This is a genomic window from Kaistia adipata DSM 17808, assembly GCF_000423225.1.
GTDB classification, from domain to species: Bacteria; Pseudomonadota; Alphaproteobacteria; order Rhizobiales; family Kaistiaceae; genus Kaistia; species Kaistia adipata.
In genome coordinates this window covers 1,339,486-1,359,351 of the sequence record NZ_KE383991.1, presented here as the reverse complement: position 1 = coordinate 1,359,351, position 19,866 = coordinate 1,339,486, and the positions used below count along the sequence as shown (strand labels likewise).

The window sequence follows — 19,866 nt, the reverse complement described above, 5'->3', positions numbered from 1 at the left end:
CGAAACGGGACACCCGGCCATCCGCACGCGGGTGGCCGGGGTCTCAGGCCGGCGTGTCGGCGATCTCGGTCTGCATCGGCGGCGTGGTGTCCAGATCGTCGGGAAGCCCGGCGAGGCGCAGGCCCTCGAGATAAAGCTCCAGCTGCGGACCGGCGAGGTTCTTGATGCCCGCGGCGATGCCGCCGATGGTGAGGTCCGGGTTCTCGGCCAGGAGCCGCCGCACGGCGCCGCGGGCCTGCGTGGTCTGGCCGGCGAGCGCCGCAGACGTCGCCAGAAGTCGGTAGGCCCAGACCATGCCGGGCCGGCCATGCAGCGCGCGCCCGGCGAAATGCGCCGCCTCGGCATATTGGCCGAGCAGGAAATGGCAGGTCGCGATCCCGGCATAGGCATTGAACTGGATCGGATCCTCGGGGCTGAGGACAATCGCCTTCTCGAAGCTCGCGATGCCTTCCTCGGGCTGGCCGGAATAGGCCCTGGCATAGCCGAGCCGGGTCCAGGCCCAGGCAAAGGTCGAGTCGAGCGCGATGGCGCGGTCGATATAGACGAGGGCGCGCGTCTGGTCGGTCATCAGGATCGAGAAGGTCGCGCCGATCGCCGTCATCACCAGCGGGTCGGCCTCGCCCGTCTCGGCGGCCTGTTCGGCGAGCGCGAGCGCGAGGGTGCGGTCGCGCACCGGATCGTCCGACCAGAGATAGGTGATCTGCTGGCTCAGGCACCAGGCCTTGAGGCTAAGCGCCACGCCGGAATGCGGGTCCGAGGCGAGCGCCTGCTCGAGCAGCGTCAGCGCCGCGGCGTTGTCCTCGCGCCGGTGCGCCCAGAAATGCGGCATGGCCTTGAGGACGAGGTCGTGCGTGCGGAGCGAATCGGCGGCCTTGCGCCGGGCGCGGTCGATTTCGGCGTCACGGACGGCCGGCCGAAGCGCGCCGGCGACCAACGTCGCGACATCGTCCTGCAGGGTGAGCGGGTCGTGGACCGTGCCGTCCTTGCGGCCGGACCACAGATGCGCCCCCGTCTCGGCCTCGACCAGCTGCGCGGTGACGCGCAGCGTGTCGCCGGCCTTGCGGACGCTGCCCTCGATGACGTAGCGCACGCCGAGATCGCGCGCGAGGGCGCGCACGTCGGTCGGCTTGTTCTTGTAGGTGAAGGCGGAGTTGCGGGCGATGACGCGGATGTCGCGCACGCGCGACAGCGTCGCCGTCATCTCCTCGACGACGCCATCGGCAAAGCTCTCCTGGTCGCGCCCCGGCGAGAGGTCGTCGAACGGCAGCACCACGGCAAGGGGGCGGAGGTCGGGCGTCTGTGCCCGCTGCCGCGACCCGCCCAGCGTCTCGGGCGTCAGCATCTGTCCTGGCGTCGGCGCCAGATTCGGCATGGTCTTGCCGGCCGGCATCCAGAACCAGGCCTCGACCGGGTAGGGGATGCTGCGCAGGTGCAGGAAGCCGGCCGGGCGGAAGGCCGCCGCCGGTTCGCCGAGCAGCTGCCAGCGGACGGAATGGGTGATGGCGATGCCGCCGGGAGGGGCCGCCGTCTGCATGCGCATCGCGAAGCCGATCGCGGCGCCGAAGCGGTCATCGTCCGTCAGGATGATGTCGGCCAGCACGATGGCGGCGCGGACCTCGACCGGGGCCCGGTTGCGCGCCGCGTTGCGGGCGGCCATGGCGTTCTGGAAGGCCATGGTCCACTCGACCGCGTCGAGCACGCTCGGAAACTCGATCAGGCCGCCGTCACCCATCGTCTTGATGATGTGGGCGCCGTAGCGGGAAAGGTTGGGACGGACCAGCGTGCGGTAGATCGCGCGCATCTCCCGGATCGCGCCCAGCTCGTCACGCTGGATGAGCTCGGAATAACCGACCACGTCCAGAGCGGCGATCACTGTCAGACGACGACGCGGGCGCGCCATGCCGAACCTCTAACCCATGATGATGAGCTATGACGGCATTCGTGATTTACGCGACGGAATGCCCTATCGCCGGATACAACATAGGGGCGACCTTCGCAATAGGTTCGCTGCGAAAGAGATGTGAAATATTCTGGCGCGAGCGGGCTCGGCGGTCGAAACGGACCGCTATCCTGGCCCGCGCTCAGGCGTCGCTGGTCAGCAATTCATCGTCGCCATGGCCGCGCTCGAGGTCGCGCGCCCCGCGGCGCACGGCCTTCTGCACCTTCTCGAACGCGCGCACCTCGATCTGGCGGACGCGCTCGCGGCTGACGCCGAATTCGGCGGAGAGCTCCTCCAGCGTCATCGGGTCGTCGGCGAGACGGCGCGCCTCGAAGATGCGGCGTTCGCGCTCGTTCAGCACGTCCATCGCGTCGCGCAGCAGCTTGCGGCGGTTGTCGGCCTCTTCCTGGTCGGCGAGGATGGTTTCCTGGTTGTCGCTGTCGTCGACCAGCCAGTCCTGCCACTCGCCGCCCTCGGCGTCGGCGCGCAGCGGCGCGTTCAGCGAGGCGTCGCCGCCGAGACGGCGGTTCATCGAGATGACGTCCTCGGTGGTGACGCCGAGCTTGGTGGCGATCTGCTCGACCTGGTGCGGCTTCAGATCGCCTTCCTCGAGCGCCTGGATCTGGCTCTTCATCTTGCGCAGATTGAAGAACAGACGCTTCTGGTTGGCGGTCGTGCCCATCTTGACCAGGCTCCACGAGCGCAGGATGTACTCCTGGATCGAGGCCTTGATCCACCACATCGCATAGGTCGCGAGGCGGAAGCCCTTTTCGGGCTCGAACCGCTTCACCGCCTGCATCAGGCCGACATTGCCCTCGGAGATCACCTCGCCGATCGGCAGGCCATAGCCGCGATAGCCCATGGCGATCTTCGCCACGAGGCGCAGATGGCTCGTCACCAGCTTGTGCGCGGCGCTGCGGTCGTCATGCTCCTTATATGCTTTGGCAAGCATGTACTCTTCATCCGGCGCGAGCATGGGAAAGCGCCGGATATCGTCGAGATAGCGAGAGAGTCCGGCTTCGCCGGACGCGATGACAGGAAGACTTGCTCTGGCAGCCATGTGCCCCCTCCGTTCTTGTCGGCGCTCCCCGAAAGCCAGCGCCGATCGCGGCCACTCTGGCCCGCATGAGGATATATAGGCACGAAATACAGGTTTAACAGGACCGCGGCGTGCGGTTTCGGTTCACAGAGCGTTGAATGTCTCGATCAGTTCCGCCAGATCCGCCGGCGGCTCCGATTCGAAGCGCAGCGTCTCGCCCGTGACCGGATGCTCGAAGCCGAGCAGCCAGGCATGCAGCGCCTGGCGATGGAAGCGCGACACCACGCTGCGGGCCGGCTCCGGCAGGCGCGCCGCCTTGGTCAGGAAGCCCTTGCCATACTCCTGGTCGCCGATCAGCGGCAGGCCCATGGCGGCCATGTGGACGCGGATCTGGTGCGTGCGGCCCGTCTCGAGCCGCAGGTCGAGCAGGCTGGCGATCGGCGCCGAAGGGTCGCCGAAGCGCTGTTCGAGCGTGTAGTGGGTGATCGCTTCCTTGCCGCCGGTCTTCAGGATGGCCATCTTCAGTCGGCTGGTCGGCGAGCGACCGATCGGCGCATCGACCATGCCATAGGGCAGGGCCGGCACGCCCCAGACGATGGCGCGATAGCCGCGCTCCAGCGGCCCGGTACGGCCATGGTCGGCGAACTGCTTGGCCAGTCCCTTGTGGGCGCGGTCGTTCTTGGCGACGACCATCAGGCCGGTGGTATCCTTGTCGAGCCGGTGCACGATGCCCGGGCGGCGCACGCCGCCAATGCCGGACAGGCTGTCGCCGCAATGGGCGATCAGCGCGTTGACCAGCGTGCCGCTCCAGTTGCCGGCGGCGGGATGCACCACCAGGCCGGCCTGCTTGTCGATCACCAGCAAGTCGTCGTCCTCATAGACGACGTCGAGCGGAATCGGCTCGCCCTCGGGCTCGGCCGGCACGGCCGGCGGCACGGCGACGCGGATGACGTCGCCCGCGTTGACCGCCTTTTTGGCCTCCATTATGGTCGCGCCGCCGATCGAGACGTGACCGGCCTCGATCAGGGATTTGAGGCGGCTGCGGGACAGATCGGCGATCGCGGCGGCCAGATAGGCATCGAGGCGTCGGCCTGCCGCGTCCGGTTCGACCACGAGGTCGACGATTTCCTCGCCGTCATCCGGAAACTGGTCCATGGCTAATACTTCTTCCTCTTCGACCCAGAACGCGCCCGATCCGTCGCCACATCAGGACGACGCGCCGCTCGATCCCGCGATGGAGCGCGTCCGGCTGAAACTGCGGCGGTTGATCCTGGTTTCGGGCACGACGGTCCTGGTCGGCTTTCTCGCCGTGCTGTTCGCCGTCATGTACAAGATCGCTCCCGACCGAAGCAAGTCCGCTCTGCCGACGGGCGCCGAGGACGTTGCCATCGCCAACGTGCTGCCGGAGGGCGCGCGCATCGTCTCGACGGCGCTCGACGGCAGCCTTCTGGCGCTGACCATCGAGGTATCCGGCGCGACGCGCATCGTCGTCGTCGACGTCGGCACGGGCGCCGTCGTGCGCCGGATCGAGCTCGCGCCCTGAGGATCCGAGCGCGACGCGACGGCATGGGGCCGGGCGGAAAAAGTTCTTCACAGGCTCGTGCAAGAAGTTTTCATCCCGGCCTTGCCAAGCTCCGAAGCGATCGGTATACCCCCGTTCATCCGATGCAAACGGATTGTGCGCCCTTCGTCTAGCGGTTAGGACATCGCCCTCTCACGGCGAAAGCAGGGGTTCGATTCCCCTAGGGCGTACCAACGTTTGCTCGCTTCTCCCGACAAAATCCCCTGCTGAATCGCCACGTGACCGGATCGGTCCGCCGGACGCGATCGGCTCCGAGCATGCGTGTTCCTGGACGAACGATCCAGGATTCCGGACGCTGTCAGCTGGCCGTTCGCGGTTTCGCGCGACTTTCCCGCCTGTATCGACTGCCATGCGTCCGGCCACGACCCGACGCGTTTTCCGTCCAGCAACCTGAACGCTACGTCCAAATCATAGGTCTATTCCGAACGACCCGAGCTTCCTATCGTCCTCATCACCCACGCGGTCGCCGAGCCACCACACCTCTCGGCGACGCCCAGGAGCGATGATGACGATGACGCTGTTGTTCGCCGGATGCCTTGGACGAAGCCCTGTATCGGTTGAAGCCGTCGCAATCGCATCGATCCCGGTGGCCGCCGGATGTCCCTCGTGGAGAGGGCGCGCCGCGACGTCGCCATTCGCGCCTCCATTCGCCTCGCGCCGGACCTCGCCGGTCCCGCGTCGGGCCACCGACTGATCCAGGCATCCGCAGCCGGGACCGCACCCGCTCGTCCGATCCGAACTGCAGGGAACATGCAGCGGAGGAAGCGGCGCGGAATTCGACGAGATTTCCAGAATGATACCGGAGGAACACGTGACTCAGTGCCCGCATAGCTCGAACAAGAAGGACCGGAAGGTCGTTTCGGACCGCATCCTCGAGGTCGTGAAGACGATCGAGGAGGGCTGCCGGAACATGGAGACCGGCTTCAATCTGCCGCGCGAATGCTATGTCGACCCCGAATTCTACGAGTTCGAGCAGGAAGCGGTCTTCATGCGCAGCTGGCTCTGCCTCGGCCGCACCGACGAGATCGCCAAGCCGGGCGACTTCGTGCGGGTCGACATGGGCGACGAGCCGCTGGTCATGGTGCGCGACCAGAACATGGAGATCCGCGTCTTCTCGCCGATCTGCGCCCATCGCGGCCATATCCTGTGCGAGGGATCGGGCAATGCCGGCCGCCTGTTCCGCTGCCCGTTCCATGCCTGGGCCTATGGCCTGGACGGCCATCTGATCGCGGCGCCGTCGATGAACGACACGATCGGCCTGAAGGAGCTCAAGACCGAGGCGCATCTGCCGTCGCACAAGGTCGAGATCTGGAACGGCTTCGTGTTTGCGAACCTTGATCCGAACGCCAAGCCGCTCGCCCCAACCCTGCACAAGCTGGAGAAGGCGCTCGCCCCCTATCATATCGGCGAGATGGTCTCGATGCCGGTCGCCGAGATCAAGGGCTGCGAGTGGAACTGGAAGCCGCAGCTCGAGAACGGCATCGAGCCGTACCACAGCGCCTACCTGCACGGCATGCTGCACGACTTCGCGCATGTCCGCCTGACCAGCTTCGTCGAGTTCGAGGAGGATGACGGCGCCGTCTACCACCCGACCGGCTTCTACTATCCGGACGCCGGCTTCAACCCGACCGGCAAGGCGCTGCTGCCGATCATCGAGACGCTGGGCGAGAAGGAGAGGAACGAGGTCATCTTCGCGTCGATCCCGCCCAATCTCGGCTTTGGGGCGGTTCCGGAAGGCCTGTTCTACTACCTCGTTCTGCCGGCCGGCCCCGGCAAGCTCAACCTGCGCATCGGCCACCTCTATCCGGAGGCGAGCACCAAGCATCCGCTGTTCGAGCATCTCTACAAGATCGCCCAGGACGGCCTGGTGCTGTTCCACAACCAGGATGCGAGCTCGACGGAATCGGTGCAGCGCGGCAACCGCTCGCGCTTCCGCAAGCCCGGCCGCTACTCGTTCCAGGAGGAGTCGCTGCTGCAGTTCTACCAGTGGCTCGCCAAGCGCTACCGCGACTACGCCAACGAGGTGCAGGCCGAAGCGGCCGCCGAGCACCCGGTCGCCGCCGAGTAGGCAAGCGGGTCCGGCCGGACGGCCGGCCCGAACCAATCAGAAAAAAATCGCGGAGGAACTCATGAAGATCATCGTCAACCGACAGACTTGCGATGGAAACGGCGTCTGCATGGGCATTGCGCCCGAGGTGTTCGACGTCGACGACGATCTCTACCTGCACGTCGCCGAGCCGATCCCGGAGGACGGCGAGATCCGCGCGCGGGTGCGGCAGGCGGTGACGTCCTGCCCGATCCTGGCGCTGAAGCTGGTGGAGGGCTGACGCCGGCATCGACGCCGGGCCGGAGGGGCGCGGCTCCGTTCGTCGGAGCCTCGCCACCCGCCGGCCCGGTCGACATCCGGTCGCGGCCTTTCGAACCCGATCCACCTCCAACTGGCGTGGGCGCAATGGCATTCGAGGGAATTCGACGCATCGTGGTCGCGGGCGGCTCGCTCGCTGGCTATTCCGCCGTTTCGGAGCTGCTGGCCGCCGATTTTTCCGGCGAGATCGTCTGGGTGACGGGGGAGAAGGAGGGCGCCTACAGCAAGCCCGCCCTCTCGAAGGAGTTCCTCCAGGGCAAATCGGAGCATTCCGAGCTGTTCCTGCCCGAGATCGCGGATCCTCGTGGCAATCTCCGTATTCTCCGTAACGTGAAGTGCCGTTCGCTCGAGGCGGAGCGGCGGATCGTGCATCTGGACGATGGCGCGTCGATCGAATTCGACGGGCTCATCCTGTGCACCGGCGCGACCGCCCGCATGCCGGCCATCACGCGCGGCATGGAGGGCGTCCTCGGCCTGCGGACGCTGGAGGACGCGCTGGCGATCAAGGCGGAGCTGGCGCGCAGGCCGAGGATCGCCATCCTGGGCGGCGGTCTGATCGGCTGCGAGCTGGCGGCCTCGATGCGCAGCTTCGGCTTCGAGATCACGCTGATCGAGGGGGCGCCGATGCTGCTCGGTCGCACCTTTGGCGCCGTGCTCGGCGACTATGTCCGCGAGCTGCATGAGCGCAACGGCGTCGCGGTTCTGACCGGCGCCACGATCGAGGCGCTGGAGGCGCGCGACGGCCGCGTGGCGGCGGCGCGGCTTTCGGACGGGCAGGTGATCGAGACCGACCTGGTGCTGGTCGGGGCGGGATCGGCGCCGGCGACAGGGTGGCTGGAAGGCTCCGGCCTGGCGCTGTCGGATGGCGTCGTCTGCGACGCCACGCTGGCGAGCTCGCATCCCGGCATCTACGCCGCCGGCGACATCGCGCGCTGGCACAATCCCTATTACGGCGCGGAGATGCGCGTCGAGCACTGGACCAGTGCATCGGCGCAGGGCAGGGCGGCGGCGCGCAACCTGGCGCGGAGCGGCGTCGGCTCGAGCGAGGCGCCGGTCGCCTTCGCCGACGTTCCCTATTTCTGGTCGGACCAGTACGGACTCAAGCTGCAGATGGTCGGCCGCCATGATGGCCATGACCATATCGAGATGCAGGAGACGGCGGACCGCGCCCATCCGCTCCTGACCTTCCATCGCGGGGGCCAGCTGGTCGCGGCCGCCGGCGTCAACGCCTCGCGCGCCGTGATGCGCTACCGCAAGCAGATCGAGGATGAGGTGAAGGCGCGCGACCGCGTCGCCGAACCCTGCTGAAGCCGTCGCCGCGCCGCCGCGGGCGGTGTTCCGTCATTCGAAAGTTCAGTCACGAGAGCCGAGCCATGCAGACCGTCGATGCCTTTGACGAAGCCGTCCGGACGGACATCGCCACCATCCTGACCCGCAAATACCGGACGGTTCGTCATGGCGGGCACGACAAGGAAGAACATCTGCGCGAGCGGCAGTTCTGGCCGGACATGCGCTTCCATGGCGTCGAGATATGGCAGGAGGCGCCGGGATTGACGATCACCTTCACCCCGGTCGATGAGCCCGACGAACTCTATGGCTACCGGATCGACATGGCGACGGCGCTGACGGCCTGGGGCAAGCGCGTCGGCATCCGCAATCCGCGCCAGCATCCCTCGATGTTTGCCGCCGAACTGGTCTGGTACATGGTCACCTATATCGGCGCCGTCGGCCTCGAGGGCAGCGTCGCGACCGATGACGGGGTTCGCTGGATCAACAAGGGCACGGACGTGTTCGAGCGGTTGCCGGGCGAGCACGCGCACCATCACTGATCGGGGCCAGCGAGGCCCCTTCGTGCGCGAGGCGTCTCGCCGGCGTTCGGGATTTCCGAACGCTGGCCGGGCGCCTTGTTGCTTTTCCGGATCCTGTCAGCCCTGGCCGTAGTCGATCCGCGTGACCGAATAGATCGGCGACCGGACGAAATCCTCGAACCGGTTGCACATTGCGTCGACCAGTTTCATGACGCGCGGATTCCGATGCCGCTGCGCCGGATAGATGACGTAGACCGGCGTGTCGTCGGAGCGCCATTGCGGCATCAGGGGGACGAGCGCGCCCTGCTCGACCTCGTATTTCACGAAGAAGTCCGGCAGGTAGCCGATCACCAGGCCCTCGACCGTAAAGTATTTCGCCAGCCAGTATTCGTTGACGTTGAATTTCGCCAGCGGCTCCAGGTGGACGAGGTTGCGCTGGTTGCGCAGCGCCCAGCGCTCGGGCATGCCGTTGCGCATGTAGACGACGCCGCTCGAGCGGTTGATGTCGTCCAGCGAGGCCGGCATGCCATGCGCCTCGACAAAGCGCGGGCTGGCGTAGAGACCGAAGGAAACGTCGCCCATTTTCCGCCGTAGCAGGCTGGATGCCGGCGGCTCGCCGACGAAGATCATGCAGTCGAAATCGAACTGGCCGGCGATGATCTTGTCATCCGGATACATCTGCAGGTCGAAGTCGATATGCGGGTTGGCGGTCGCGAAATAGCTCGCCGCGGCGCCGATGATCGACGTGCCGAAGGCCGTGCTGGCGACGATCCGGATGCGGCCGCTGATGGTCGAATGGGCGCGCTGGGCGGCGCTCGCGGCGTTCTCGCACGAGTCGAAGATCGCCGAGCAATTGTCGAGATATTCCTTGCCGGCGTCGGTCAGCTCCAGCCCCTTCGCCTTGCGGACGAACAGCTCGACCTGCAGCGCATCCTCGAGCCGGCGCAGGTGGTGGCTGAGCGTCGCCTTGGGGACGCTGTACGTCGTCGCGGCGCGGGAAATGCTACCTGCGCGTGCAATCCAGAGGAAGCAGCTGATGTCCTTCAGTTCATAGGGGTACGACATGGGCGTCCAAGATCCCGAACGATTGGTCCATCAAAATAATCTATCTTGGAGCCTAACCCTGCTTATAATCCTTCTCAATAAGAAAAGAAGGCACCCTTAAGGCACCTGCGGAGGAGAGTCCGTGGATACACGGCTGGGCACAAGCAATTGTGCGATCGGGAAGGCGTGCCCGCATGGGCATGCAGTATCGCACCAATACTATCGTATTACGAATACCGGCGGCGCGGATAATTCCGCTACGGAAACTGTCGCAAGTCTGTGGCGTCGCGCCGGCGCGGCGGTTCGCGACCGCTTTGACGCGGTGTTGTTGACAGGAGTTCGGTCTTACCGTCGCCAGGCGGGGCCGGCCTCATGCTGATGGCCAGCGGGAGCACCCCCGTACCCGGTGTGCCATCGGCGAGCCTGCTCAGGCTTGAGAATATCAGCAAGAACTACGGATCCCTGGTCGCCAACGACAAGGTCAACATCGACATCCGTCCCGGTGAGATCCACGCCGTCCTCGGCGAGAACGGCGCCGGCAAGTCGACCCTGATGAAGATGATCTTCGGGGTGACCCAGCCCAATGCCGGCACGATCTACTGGAAGGGCCAACCGACCGAGATCACCAGCCCGGCACGCGCCCGCGCGCTCGGCATCGGCATGGTGTTCCAGCATTTTTCGCTGTTCGAGACGATCACGGTCGCCGAGAACATCTCCTTCACGGTGCCGGGCGACATTCGCGAGTTGTCGCAGCGGATCCGCGCGGCGTCCGAGGCCTTCGGGCTGGCGGTCGAGCCGGATGCGCTGGTCTACAAATTGTCGGTCGGCGAGCGGCAGCGCGTGGAACTCGTCCGCTGCCTGCTGCAGGAGCCCTCGCTGCTCATCCTCGACGAGCCGACCTCGGTGCTGACGCCGCAGGCGGTCGAGAAGCTGTTCGTGACGCTGCGGATGCTGTCCGACAGGGGCATCGCCATCCTCTATATCAGCCACAAGCTGGAGGAGATCCGCGCGCTCTGCCATTCGGCGACGATCCTCCGCCATGGCCAGGTGACGGGGCAGGTCGATCCGCGCGAGGAAACCTCGCACAGCCTCGCCAAGATGATGGTTGGCCGGGACATTCCGCGCTCGGCCCATGCCGAGGCCAGGCCGGACGGGAAAGTCGCGCTGCGGGTGAGCGGGCTGTCGACGCGCGAGCGCGATCCCCATGCCGTCAACCTCCAGGCCGTCAATCTGGAAGTCCGGCATGGCGAGATCCTGGGTATCGCCGGCGTTTCGGGCAACGGCCAGCAGGCGCTGTCGCGCTATCTCTCCGGCGAGGAAACCTTGCCCGTCGCGCGCAGGGGGGAAATCGAGATCCTCGGCGACGCCGTCGGCCACCTCGGCCCGGCCGAGCGCCGCCGGCAGGGGCTCTCCTTCATTCCGGAGGAGCGGCTCGGACGCGGCGCGGCGCCGGGACTGTCGCTCACCGACAACATGCTCTTGACCGCCCATCGCCTTGGCATGGTTTCGCGCGGGTTCATCCGCAAGCGGGTGCGAGACGACCATGCCGAGCGCTGCATTCGCGAGATGGATGTGCGCTGCGGCGGCTCCGGCGCCAACGCGTCGAGCCTCTCCGGCGGCAATCTGCAGAAGTTCATCGTCGGCCGCGAGATGATGCTGCGGCCGAAGGTGATGGTGGTCGCGCAGCCGACCTGGGGCATCGACATCGGCGCCGCCGCGATGGTGCGCCAGAAGCTGATCGCGCTCCGCGACGAGGGCGTCTCGATCCTGCTGATCTCCGAGGAGCTGGAAGAGCTGTTCGAGATTTCTGATCGCATGGCCGTCATGTTCGAGGGGCGCATGTCGCAGCCCGTGCGGACCCGGGCGACGACGCCGGAGCGGATCGGCCAGATGATGGTCGGCCTGTTCGAGGCATCCGACGAAATGGCGGCGGAGGCGGCGCAATGAGCTTCCTCGGCTTCACCGTCCTGTCGCGCACCGAGACGTCGCCCCTGGCGCTGCTCGCCGTGCCGCTGGTGACGGTCGTCCTGTCGATCATCACCATGGTCGTCATGTTCTCGGCTCTCGGGGCCGATCCCGGCGTCGTGCTCTACAGCTTCTTCATCGAGCCGCTTTCGTCGAGCTACAATCTCGGCGAGGTGCTGATCAAGGCGAGCCCGCTGATCCTGATCGCGCAGGGGCTGGCGATAGGTTTCCGGGCCCGCGTCTGGAACATCGGCGCCGAGGGGCAGCTGATCATCGGCGCGATCTGCGCCAGCCTGCTGCCGATCTTCTGGTCCGACAGCGAATCCGCCTGGATGCTGCCCGGCATGATCGTGGTCGGCGCGCTGGCCGGCATGGCCTGGGCAGGGATCGCCGCCTACCTGAAGGCCAGCTTCAACGCCAGCGAGATCATCGTGACGCTGATGCTGACCGAGATCGCCAAGCAGGTGCTCTACTACCTGCTGACGGGGCCGCTGCGCGATCCGTCCGGCTATAATTTCCCGCAATCCGTCATGTTCCCGGATGCTGGCCTCTACCCGACATTCGGCGGCGACGGCGTGCGCGCCAATCTCTCCGTCATCATCACGCTGGTGGTGACGATCGGCTGCTGGATCTTCGTCACCCGGAGCTTCGCGGCGTTTCGCCTGATGGTCGGCGGCGTGGCGTCGGATGCCGCGCGCTATGCCGGCTTCTCGCAGCGCCGCGCCATCTGGATGTCGCTCCTGATCGGCGGCGCCGCCGCCGGCCTTGCCGGCGTCGGCGAGATCGCCGGGCCGATCGGCAAGCTGCAGCCGATCCTGTCGCCGGGCTATGGCTATGCGGCGATCATCGTCGCCTTCCTGGGCGGCCTGCATCCGGTCGGCATCTTCTTCGCCGGCCTGTTCATGGCGCTGGTCTATGTCGGCGGCGACATCGCGCTGGTCAGCGCTGGCATCCCGGCATCGGCACCGGTGGTGTTCCAGGGGCTGCTGCTGGTCTTCTACCTCGCCTCCTACTTCTTTGTCCGGCACGAGGTTCGCCGCGTTCCGCAAGACACACGCCTGCGGGGGGCGGCATGATGGACGCGCTCATCTTCGTTCTGGCCGGCGCGTTCGCGACCGCGACGCCGTTGTTGCTGGCGGCGCTCGGCGAGCTCGTGGTCGAGAAATCCGGCGTCCTCAACCTGAGCGTCGAAGGCATGATGGCGCTTTCCGCCGCCATCGCCTTCATGGTGACGCTGCAGACAGGGTCGCATCTCGTCGGCTTCGTCGCCGGCGGGCTGAGCGGGGCGCTGCTTGCGACCGTGTTCGCCGTGCTGGTGCTCGGCTTCATGGCCAACCAGGTCGCGGCCGGCCTCGCCGTCGGCATTCTGGGCCTCGGCCTGTCGGGCCTGCTCGGGCGCAGCTTCGAGGGCATGACGCTTCCCGGTCTCGGCAAGATCGCGCTGCCGGGCCTTTCGGACATCCCGGTCCTCGGGCGGATCCTGTTCACGCAGGACGTCGTCGTCTACGCCGCCATCGCCGCGACGGCGCTGGTCGCGTGGTTCCTGTACCGGACCAAGGCGGGCCTGACGCTGCGGGTGATCGGCGAGAATCCGAACACCGCCCATGCGCTCGGCATGCGGCCGGTCGGCGTCCGCTTCCTGGCGATCCTGTTCGGCGGCGTCATGGCGGGCTTTGCCGGCGCCTATGCCTCGACGGTCCTGACCCCGCTCTGGTCGCAGGACATGATCGCCGGCCGCGGCTGGATCGCGGTGGCGCTGGTGGTGTTCGGCACCTGGCGGCCGGGCCGGGTGGCGGTCGGCGCCTATCTCTTCGGCGCGGTGTCGCTGCTCGGGTTGGCGCTGCAGGCGATGGGCATCGGCATTCCGGCCCAGATCATGACTTGCCTGCCTTACGTCCTGACCATCGTCGTGCTGGTGGCGATCTCGGCCGACAAGGTCCGGGTTCGACTGAATGCGCCGGCAGCACTTGGGGAAAGCTATCGACCGGCGAGCTGAGGGGCCGCCGGACTGTTGGCGAGAAACGCATATTTGGGGAGGAATCAACATGCGTCACTGGATTAGGACAGCGTTGACCACCGCTGCGCTGGGCGTCGCGCTCACCGTCTCGGCCAAGGCCGATCCGTTCAAGATCGGCTATCTGCTGCCCAACCCGGTCGGCGAGCTCGGCTGGTCCTACGAGCTTGATCGCGGCGGCCGCGCCATCGCCGAGAAGTTCGGCGACCAGGTCGAGATCCAGTTCGTCAACAGCCTCGGCGAGGGGCCGGACGCGACGCGCGTCATGAACAAGATGGCCGCCGACGGCGTCGACATGCTGGTGCTCGGCTCCTTCGGCTACCAGCAGGACGGCATGAAGCTGGCCAAGCGCTATCCGAAGCTTTCGGTCGTCCATATCGGCGGCTACATGAACGCGCCGAATTTCTCGACGCTGACGCCGCGCCACTACGAGGCGGCCTATCTCTGCGGCATGGCCGCCGGCATGGTGACCAAGTCGGAGACGCTCGGCGTCATCGCCGCGTTCCCGCTGCCCGAAGTGCTCAACGTCATGAACGCCTATGTGCTGGGCGCGCAGAGCACCAATGCCAACCTGAAGCCGGTCAAGGTGATCTGGCTCAATTCCTGGTTCGATCCGGCGATGGAGAAGGCGTCAACGGAATCGCTCGCCTCGCAGGGGACCGACGTCGTCTTCTCGCTCTTCCCGGGGACGCCCGGCCCGATGGCCGCCGCCGAGCAGCTCGGCATCTACGGCACCGTCACCCATAGCGACAATTCGAAGTTCGCTCCGACCAAGCACCTCTGCGCCGGCCAGCTCAACTTCGGCCCGGTGATGATCCAGAAGGTCGAGGAGGCGATGGCCGGCAACTTCAAGGGCGACGACGTCTTCGCCGGCATCGCCGACAATGCCGTCTCGGTCGCCGGCCTGAGCAAGGACCTGTCGGACGAGCAGCGGGCGCAGATCCTGGCGCGTCAGGACGAGATGGGCGCCGGCACCTTCAAGCCCTTCACCGGCCCGATCACCTCGAACGAGGACAAGGAAGCCGTGCCCGCCGGCACGTCGCTCGACGACGGCGCCATCAAGGGCATGAACTTCCTGGTCAAGGGCATCGATACGACGATCCCGAAATAGCCGGATCCACGACGTGCGTCTCGCATGACCGGTCCTGCCGCGCAGGACCGGAGCGGGGAGGTGCGCGCCGCGACAGGCCCGGCCGGGGCTGAACGTCCCGGTCCAAAGCTCAAGACCGGCCGCGCGCGCCCCTTCGTGCGCCGCCTCGATCGATCAGCAGGAACCAAGACGATGTCCGACACGATCCAAGCTTCGCTCCCGGCCGTCGAGGCCGCCGCGGCCAAATCCGTCGCCGCGCTCGACACGACGCAGGTGCATCTCGTCGGCGTCTGCGCCGCCGGCGACGTCACCCGCCAGGTCGGCCCGCGCCGCTTCCTGCATGCCGGACCGCCGATCCGCCTCGAGGACGTGCCGGGACCGATGCGCGGCGCGCTGATCGGTGGCCTGATCTTCGAGGGCGAGGCGAGGGACGTGGCCGAGGCCGAGGCGATCCTCGACGCCGGCGAACTGGAGCTTTTGCCCTGCCACGACGCCGGCGCGCTCGGCGCGATGGCGGGCGTGATCACGCCGAGCATGCCGGTAGTGGTCGCGAAATCGGCCGGCCACACGACGTTCTCGCCGCTGAACGAGGGCACCGGCGGCGCCGTCCGCTACGGCTCCTATGACGACGAGACGCTGGCGCGGCTGCGCTGGATGGCGACCGACATGGCCGGCGTCCTCGACGACGCCATCCGGGCGACCGATCCGATCGAGCTGGGCGGCATGGTCGCGGAGGGCCTGCGCCGCGGCGACGATTGCCACAACCGCTTGATCGCCACCACCGCCAGCCTGATCGTTCGGCTGGCTCCGGCGCTGATCTCAAGCGGCCGGGACCGCGACGCCGTGGCGAAGACCGTCGCCATCATGGCTGGCAATGGCCATTTCGCGCTGCCCTTCGCGATTTCGGCCGCCAAGGCGATGACGCTGGCCGCCGCCGACATTTCCGACAGCCCTGTTGTCACCACCATGTCCGGCAACGGCCGCGAATTCGGCATCCGCGTCAGCGGCACCGGCGATCGCTGGTTCCTGTGCCCGTCGCCGATCGGCGAGCCCAAGCTCATCCCCGGCGGCAAGATGGAGGACGTCAACCCGACCATGGGCGACTCGATGATCTCCGAGACGGCCGGCTTCGGCGCCTTCGCCATGTCGGCCGCCCCCGCCATCATGTCCTTCGTCGGCGGCACGGTGGAGCAGGGCGTCCACATGGTCGAGGAGATGCGCCGGATCTGCTCGGGCACCAGCTCGCGCTTCCTCATCCCGGCCGAGGAACATCGCGGCAGTCCCATCGGCATCAACGTCCACCGGGTCCGCGAGACCGGCATCGCGCCGATGATCAACAACGGTCTGTCGCACCGTCTGCCGGGCCATGGCCGCATCGGCGCGGGCATCACCCGCATTCCGGTCGAGCCGTTCGTCGAGGCGAGCCGCGCGCTCGAAGCTATGGCGGCGGCCCGATGACCGCAGCCAAGCACAACGACGCCGACGAGATCGCGCGCGTCGCCGAGCGCTTCCATCTCGGCGCCGACGACGTCGCCGGCATCGAGATGGCGGTCGGCAATTCCCGCCGCACCTATGGTCGCATCGAGGCCCTGGCCGAGGTGGTGTTCGGGACCGAGACGGTCCCGGCCGTCGACTGGACCGTCGAGCGCATCGGCGGCGCCGACGAGCACCATGCCTGGATGTATCGCACCGAGGACCGGCGAACCTTGGCCGGGCCGCTCGCCGGGGCGCGCCTGGTGGTCAAGGATTCGATCGCCGTCGCCGGCGTGCCGATGACGCTCGGCGGCGACTTCCTGCGTGATTTCGTGCCGGCGAGGAGCGCGCTTGCCGTCGAGCGGGCGCTCGACGCCGGCGCGGAGCTGGTCGGCACCGCCGTCTGCGAGGACCTCTGCTATTCCGGTTCGAGCTTCACCTCCGTTACCGGGGCGGTGCTCAACCCCTATGACCAGACGCGCTCGGCCGGCGGTTCCTCGTCCGGCTGCGGCGTGCTGCTCGCCACCGGCGAGGCGGACCTGGCGCTCGGCACCGATCTCGGCGGTTCCGTGCGCAACCCGGCCGCTTGGTCGGGCATCACCGCGCTGAAGCCGACCTTCGGCCTCGTGCCCTATACCGGCGCGGTGGCGACCGAGTTCAGCATGGATCATCTCGGCCTGATGGCCCGGACGGCGCGCGATGTCGCCCGTTTGCTCGACGCGGTCGCGGGCTACAGCGACAGCGATCCGCGCCAGGCCGGCGTTCCGGCGCTGGAAGGGCCCGCCGTCGAGACGCTCGACGAAGGCTTGGGTGGGCTCCGGATCGGCATCGTCGACGACGGCTTCGGCTGGGCGGGTTCCGACCCGCGTCTCGACGCGATGGTCCGCGCGGCGGCCCTGTCGCTTGCTGGTCTCGGCGCGAAGGTCGGCGCGGCCTCGGTGCCGCTGCACAAGCAGGCGACGGATATCCACGCGCCGATCTCCTGCGAGGGCGGCCTCGCGACGGTGTTCGAGCAGGGCACGCAGGGCGCCAATCACCTCGGCGTCTATGACGGCGAACTCGCCCGCGCGTTCGGAGAGGCGCTCGAGACCGGCGCCGCCCGCCTGCCGCTCAATGCGAAGGCGTCGCTGATCGCCGGCACCATCCTCCGCGCCGAGAGCAAGGGCCGCGTCCTGGCGCTGGCGCAGCGGCTGCGGCGCGTGCTGCGCGCCCAGTATGACGCGGCGCTGGCGGAGCATGACGTCCTCGTCATGCCGACCTGCCCGATGTTGCCGCATCGTCTGCCGACCGGACCGTTGCCGCCGGCCGAGCACCAGCGGCTCGCCTTCCAGATGCATGACAACAATTGCGCGACCAACCTGACCGGCCATCCGGCGCTCAGCCTTCCCTGCGGCCTGATCGACGGTCTGCCGGTCGGCATGCTGCTGGTCGCCCGGCCGATGCAGGACGCGCTGCTCCTCAACGTGGCGCATCAGATCCAGACCCATCTTTTCGCCTGCCCGACGCCGCCGTCCGGGCGCGCCCGGTCGTGAGGCCGGCTCATGGAGATTTCGCATGACTGAACAGCGCAACGTCCTCGGGGGTCCGCTCGACCTCTGCTCGACGGATCCCCTGACCGGCTATCTCCGCGATGGCTGCTGCACTACCGGCCCCGAAAATCCGCTTCGCCACACCATCTGCGCGATCATGACCTCGGCCTTCATCGAGTTTCAGGCGAGCGTCGGCAACGATCTGACGACGATCCGGCCGGATCTGCGCTTTCCCGGCCTCGTCCCCGGCGACCGCTGGTGCGTGATCGCGGCCAAGTGGTTCGAGGCCTACCAGGCCGGGAATGCCTGTCCCGTGGTCCTGTCGGCGACCAATGAGGCGACGCTCGAGATCGTCCCGCTTTCCGCCCTCCTCGAACATGCGGTCGACCGGCCGGCGGCCTGACGCCGACCGTCCCGCCCATTCGTTCATAACCTGTTGGAAGGAACCGTCATGTCGGTCGTTCTCCTGGAAAAGCCCGTCGCGGGCGTCGCCGTCATCCGGCTCAACCGGCCCGAAGTCCGCAACGCGCTGACCACCGAGGTCCGCCTGTTGATCGAGCAATATGTCGATGAGCTGAACGCCGATCCGGGCATCCGCGCCATCGTGCTCGCCGGCAACGACACGGTCTTCGCCGTCGGCGCCGACTTGAAGGAGCAGCTTGGCCGCACCGTCCCCGGCGCGATCCAGACCTTCACGACCCATGCGCTCTGGAAGTCGCCGAAGCCGGTGATCGCGGCCGTCAATGGCGACGCCTTTGGCGGCGGCTGCGAGCTGGTGCTGCAATGCGACTTCGTCATCGCCTCGGCGAATGCCCGCTTCTGCCAGCCGGAGGTCAATCTCGGCTTCGTGCCGGGCGGCGGCGCGACGCAGCGCCTGCCGCGCGCCATCGGGCGTCAGAACGCGATGTATGCATTGCTGACGGCGACGCCGATCCCGGCCGTCGAAGCGCGGCGCATGGGGCTGGTCAGCGAGATCGTCGAGGGCGACGCGACATCGCGTGCGATCGAGCTCGCGGCGTTGATCGCGACGAAGCCGCCGATCACCGTGCAGCAGATCAAGGAAGTCGTCCGGCTCGGCCTCGACACCACCTCGGAAGCCGGCATCGCCATGGAGCGGAGCCGCTGGCAGCTGATGTTCGGCACGCGCGACCTGCACGAGGGCATCGGCTCCTTCCTGGAAGGAAAGCCGGCGAACTATCGCGGCGAGTAGCCCGGCCGGAACCCCGACCTTTCCTTGTTTGACCTTTCAGGCTGGAGCCATCCATGGCACTCAATCGCACGCTGATCGGCATGCTGACGCCGTCGTCCAACACCGTCCTCGAGCCCTATATGGGCGCGATCCTGCACGATCTGCTGCCGGAGGTGACGGCGCATTTCCAGCGCTTCACCGTCAAGGAGATCACGCTCGGCGAGAAGGCGATGGCGCAGTTCACCAACTCGTCGCTCGTCGAGGCGGCCTGCATCCTCAACGACGCACATATGGACGTGATCGCCTGGGCCGGCACGGCGGCGGGATGGCGCGGCTTCGAGATCGACCAGCGACTCTGCGCCGAGATCACCGAGGCAACCGGCGCGCCGGCGACGACCAGCGTGCTCGCCCTGAACGAGATCCTCGATCGCACCGAGGTCCGCAGCCTGGGGCTGGTGACACCGTATATCGGCGACGTGCAGCAGCAGATCATCGCCAACTACGACGCCGCCGGCCACACGGTCACGACCGAGCGCCACATGGGCGAGAAGGACAATTTCTCCTTCGCCGAATTCGACGAGGCGACGATCACGCGCCTGATCCGCGAGGTCGCCGCCGACAAGCCGGAAGCGATCATCGTGCTCTGCACCAATTTCCGCGGCGCGCCGCTGGTCGAGCAGCTCGAACGCGAGACCGGCATTCCGATCTACGATTCCGTCAGCGCGACAGTCTGGAAGGCCCTGCAGATGACCGGCATCGACACGGCGCGCATCCAGGGCTGGGGCCGTCTTTTCGGGGACCTGCGCTGAGGCGCGGGAGGGGGCGCAGT

The 19,866-nt window shown here is 67.3% G+C and carries 18 protein-coding genes and 1 tRNA gene; 15 read left to right on the top strand and 4 right to left on the bottom strand.

The genetic code is table 11. The features are described 5' to 3' along the window. Positions 1–43: 43 nt before the first annotated feature. From G539_RS25525 to G539_RS0119180, 3 genes are all read right to left on the bottom strand, one after another. Positions 44–1,900, bottom strand: a complete 1,857-nt coding sequence (locus G539_RS25525; RefSeq protein WP_156912046.1) for an adenylate/guanylate cyclase domain-containing protein — start codon at positions 1,898–1,900, stop codon at positions 44–46. Positions 1,901–2,081: 181 nt separating this feature from the next. Next, positions 2,082–2,999 carry an RNA polymerase sigma factor RpoH gene (rpoH, locus tag G539_RS0119185; protein ID WP_029076627.1) on the bottom strand — a complete coding sequence of 306 codons (918 nt, stop codon included), beginning with the start codon at positions 2,997–2,999 and terminating at the stop codon, positions 2,082–2,084. 123 nt (positions 3,000–3,122) lie between these two features. Beyond that, positions 3,123–4,133, bottom strand: coding sequence for an RluA family pseudouridine synthase (locus tag G539_RS0119180; protein WP_029076626.1), 1,011 nt, complete (start codon positions 4,131–4,133; stop codon positions 3,123–3,125). Between G539_RS0119180 and G539_RS25520 the strand changes: the two genes are divergently transcribed. The 6 genes from G539_RS25520 (at position 4,132) to G539_RS0119150 (ending at position 8,754) form a co-directional block, all read left to right on the top strand. Then, positions 4,132–4,521 (top strand): hypothetical protein, encoded by a 390-nt coding sequence (locus G539_RS25520; protein WP_156912045.1) that lies wholly within the window; start codon positions 4,132–4,134, stop codon positions 4,519–4,521. The genes G539_RS0119180 and G539_RS25520 overlap by 2 nt on opposite strands. A gap of 137 nt (positions 4,522–4,658) precedes the next feature. Next, positions 4,659–4,733: transfer RNA gene (locus tag G539_RS0119170), tRNA-Glu, on the top strand. A 638-nt stretch (positions 4,734–5,371) separates the two neighbouring features. Beyond that, positions 5,372–6,628, top strand: coding sequence for an aromatic ring-hydroxylating oxygenase subunit alpha (locus tag G539_RS25515; protein ID WP_169516667.1), 1,257 nt, complete (start codon positions 5,372–5,374; stop codon positions 6,626–6,628). Between the two features lie 61 nt (positions 6,629–6,689). Further along, positions 6,690–6,887 carry a ferredoxin gene (locus tag G539_RS0119160; protein ID WP_029076625.1) on the top strand — a complete coding sequence of 66 codons (198 nt, stop codon included), beginning with the start codon at positions 6,690–6,692 and terminating at the stop codon, positions 6,885–6,887. Between the two features lie 125 nt (positions 6,888–7,012). After that, positions 7,013–8,233, top strand: a complete 1,221-nt coding sequence (locus G539_RS25510) for an NAD(P)/FAD-dependent oxidoreductase (RefSeq protein WP_051231686.1) — start codon at positions 7,013–7,015, stop codon at positions 8,231–8,233. Between the two features lie 65 nt (positions 8,234–8,298). Next, on the top strand, positions 8,299–8,754 hold the full coding sequence (locus G539_RS0119150; protein WP_029076624.1) for a hypothetical protein: 456 nt from the start codon (positions 8,299–8,301) through the stop codon (positions 8,752–8,754). A gap of 96 nt (positions 8,755–8,850) precedes the next feature. Here the strand turns inward: G539_RS0119150 and G539_RS0119145 are convergent, their stop codons facing one another. Then, complete coding sequence (locus G539_RS0119145; protein WP_084640080.1) at positions 8,851–9,798, bottom strand: LysR family transcriptional regulator; 948 nt, start codon at positions 9,796–9,798, stop codon at positions 8,851–8,853. 351 nt (positions 9,799–10,149) lie between these two features. Between G539_RS0119145 and G539_RS0119140 the strand changes: the two genes are divergently transcribed. The 9 genes from G539_RS0119140 to G539_RS0119100 all read left to right on the top strand — a co-directional run bounded on the left by G539_RS0119140 (position 10,150) and on the right by G539_RS0119100 (position 19,846). Next, entirely contained in the window at positions 10,150–11,724 is a 1,575-nt protein-coding gene (locus G539_RS0119140) for an ABC transporter ATP-binding protein (protein WP_051231684.1), read from the top strand. Further along, positions 11,721–12,818, top strand: coding sequence for an ABC transporter permease (locus tag G539_RS0119135; RefSeq protein WP_029076621.1), 1,098 nt, complete (start codon positions 11,721–11,723; stop codon positions 12,816–12,818). The genes G539_RS0119140 and G539_RS0119135 overlap by 4 nt, the downstream gene beginning before the upstream one ends. Then, positions 12,818–13,738: an ABC transporter permease gene (locus G539_RS0119130; protein WP_029076620.1), complete on the top strand. Its 921-nt coding sequence runs from the start codon at positions 12,818–12,820 to the stop codon at positions 13,736–13,738. Before G539_RS0119135 ends, G539_RS0119130 begins: the two co-directional genes overlap by 1 nt. Positions 13,739–13,811: 73 nt before the next feature. After that, positions 13,812–14,867, top strand: coding sequence for a BMP family ABC transporter substrate-binding protein (locus G539_RS0119125; protein ID WP_245576906.1), 1,056 nt, complete (start codon positions 13,812–13,814; stop codon positions 14,865–14,867). 171 nt (positions 14,868–15,038) lie between these two features. Next, positions 15,039–16,304, top strand: coding sequence for a YlbE family protein (locus tag G539_RS25505; RefSeq protein ID WP_051231683.1), 1,266 nt, complete (start codon positions 15,039–15,041; stop codon positions 16,302–16,304). Continuing rightward, positions 16,301–17,851 carry an amidase family protein gene (locus G539_RS25500; protein ID WP_051231681.1) on the top strand — a complete coding sequence of 517 codons (1,551 nt, stop codon included), beginning with the start codon at positions 16,301–16,303 and terminating at the stop codon, positions 17,849–17,851. Before G539_RS25505 ends, G539_RS25500 begins: the two co-directional genes overlap by 4 nt. A gap of 22 nt (positions 17,852–17,873) precedes the next feature. Next, positions 17,874–18,251, top strand: coding sequence for a DUF2237 family protein (locus tag G539_RS0119110; RefSeq protein ID WP_029076618.1), 378 nt, complete (start codon positions 17,874–17,876; stop codon positions 18,249–18,251). Between the two features lie 48 nt (positions 18,252–18,299). After that, positions 18,300–19,058, top strand: a complete 759-nt coding sequence (locus G539_RS0119105; protein WP_029076617.1) for an enoyl-CoA hydratase-related protein — start codon at positions 18,300–18,302, stop codon at positions 19,056–19,058. Positions 19,059–19,111: 53 nt separating this feature from the next. Further along, positions 19,112–19,846, top strand: a complete 735-nt coding sequence (locus tag G539_RS0119100; RefSeq protein WP_029076616.1) for a maleate cis-trans isomerase family protein — start codon at positions 19,112–19,114, stop codon at positions 19,844–19,846. The last annotated feature ends 20 nt before the right edge of the window (positions 19,847–19,866 follow it).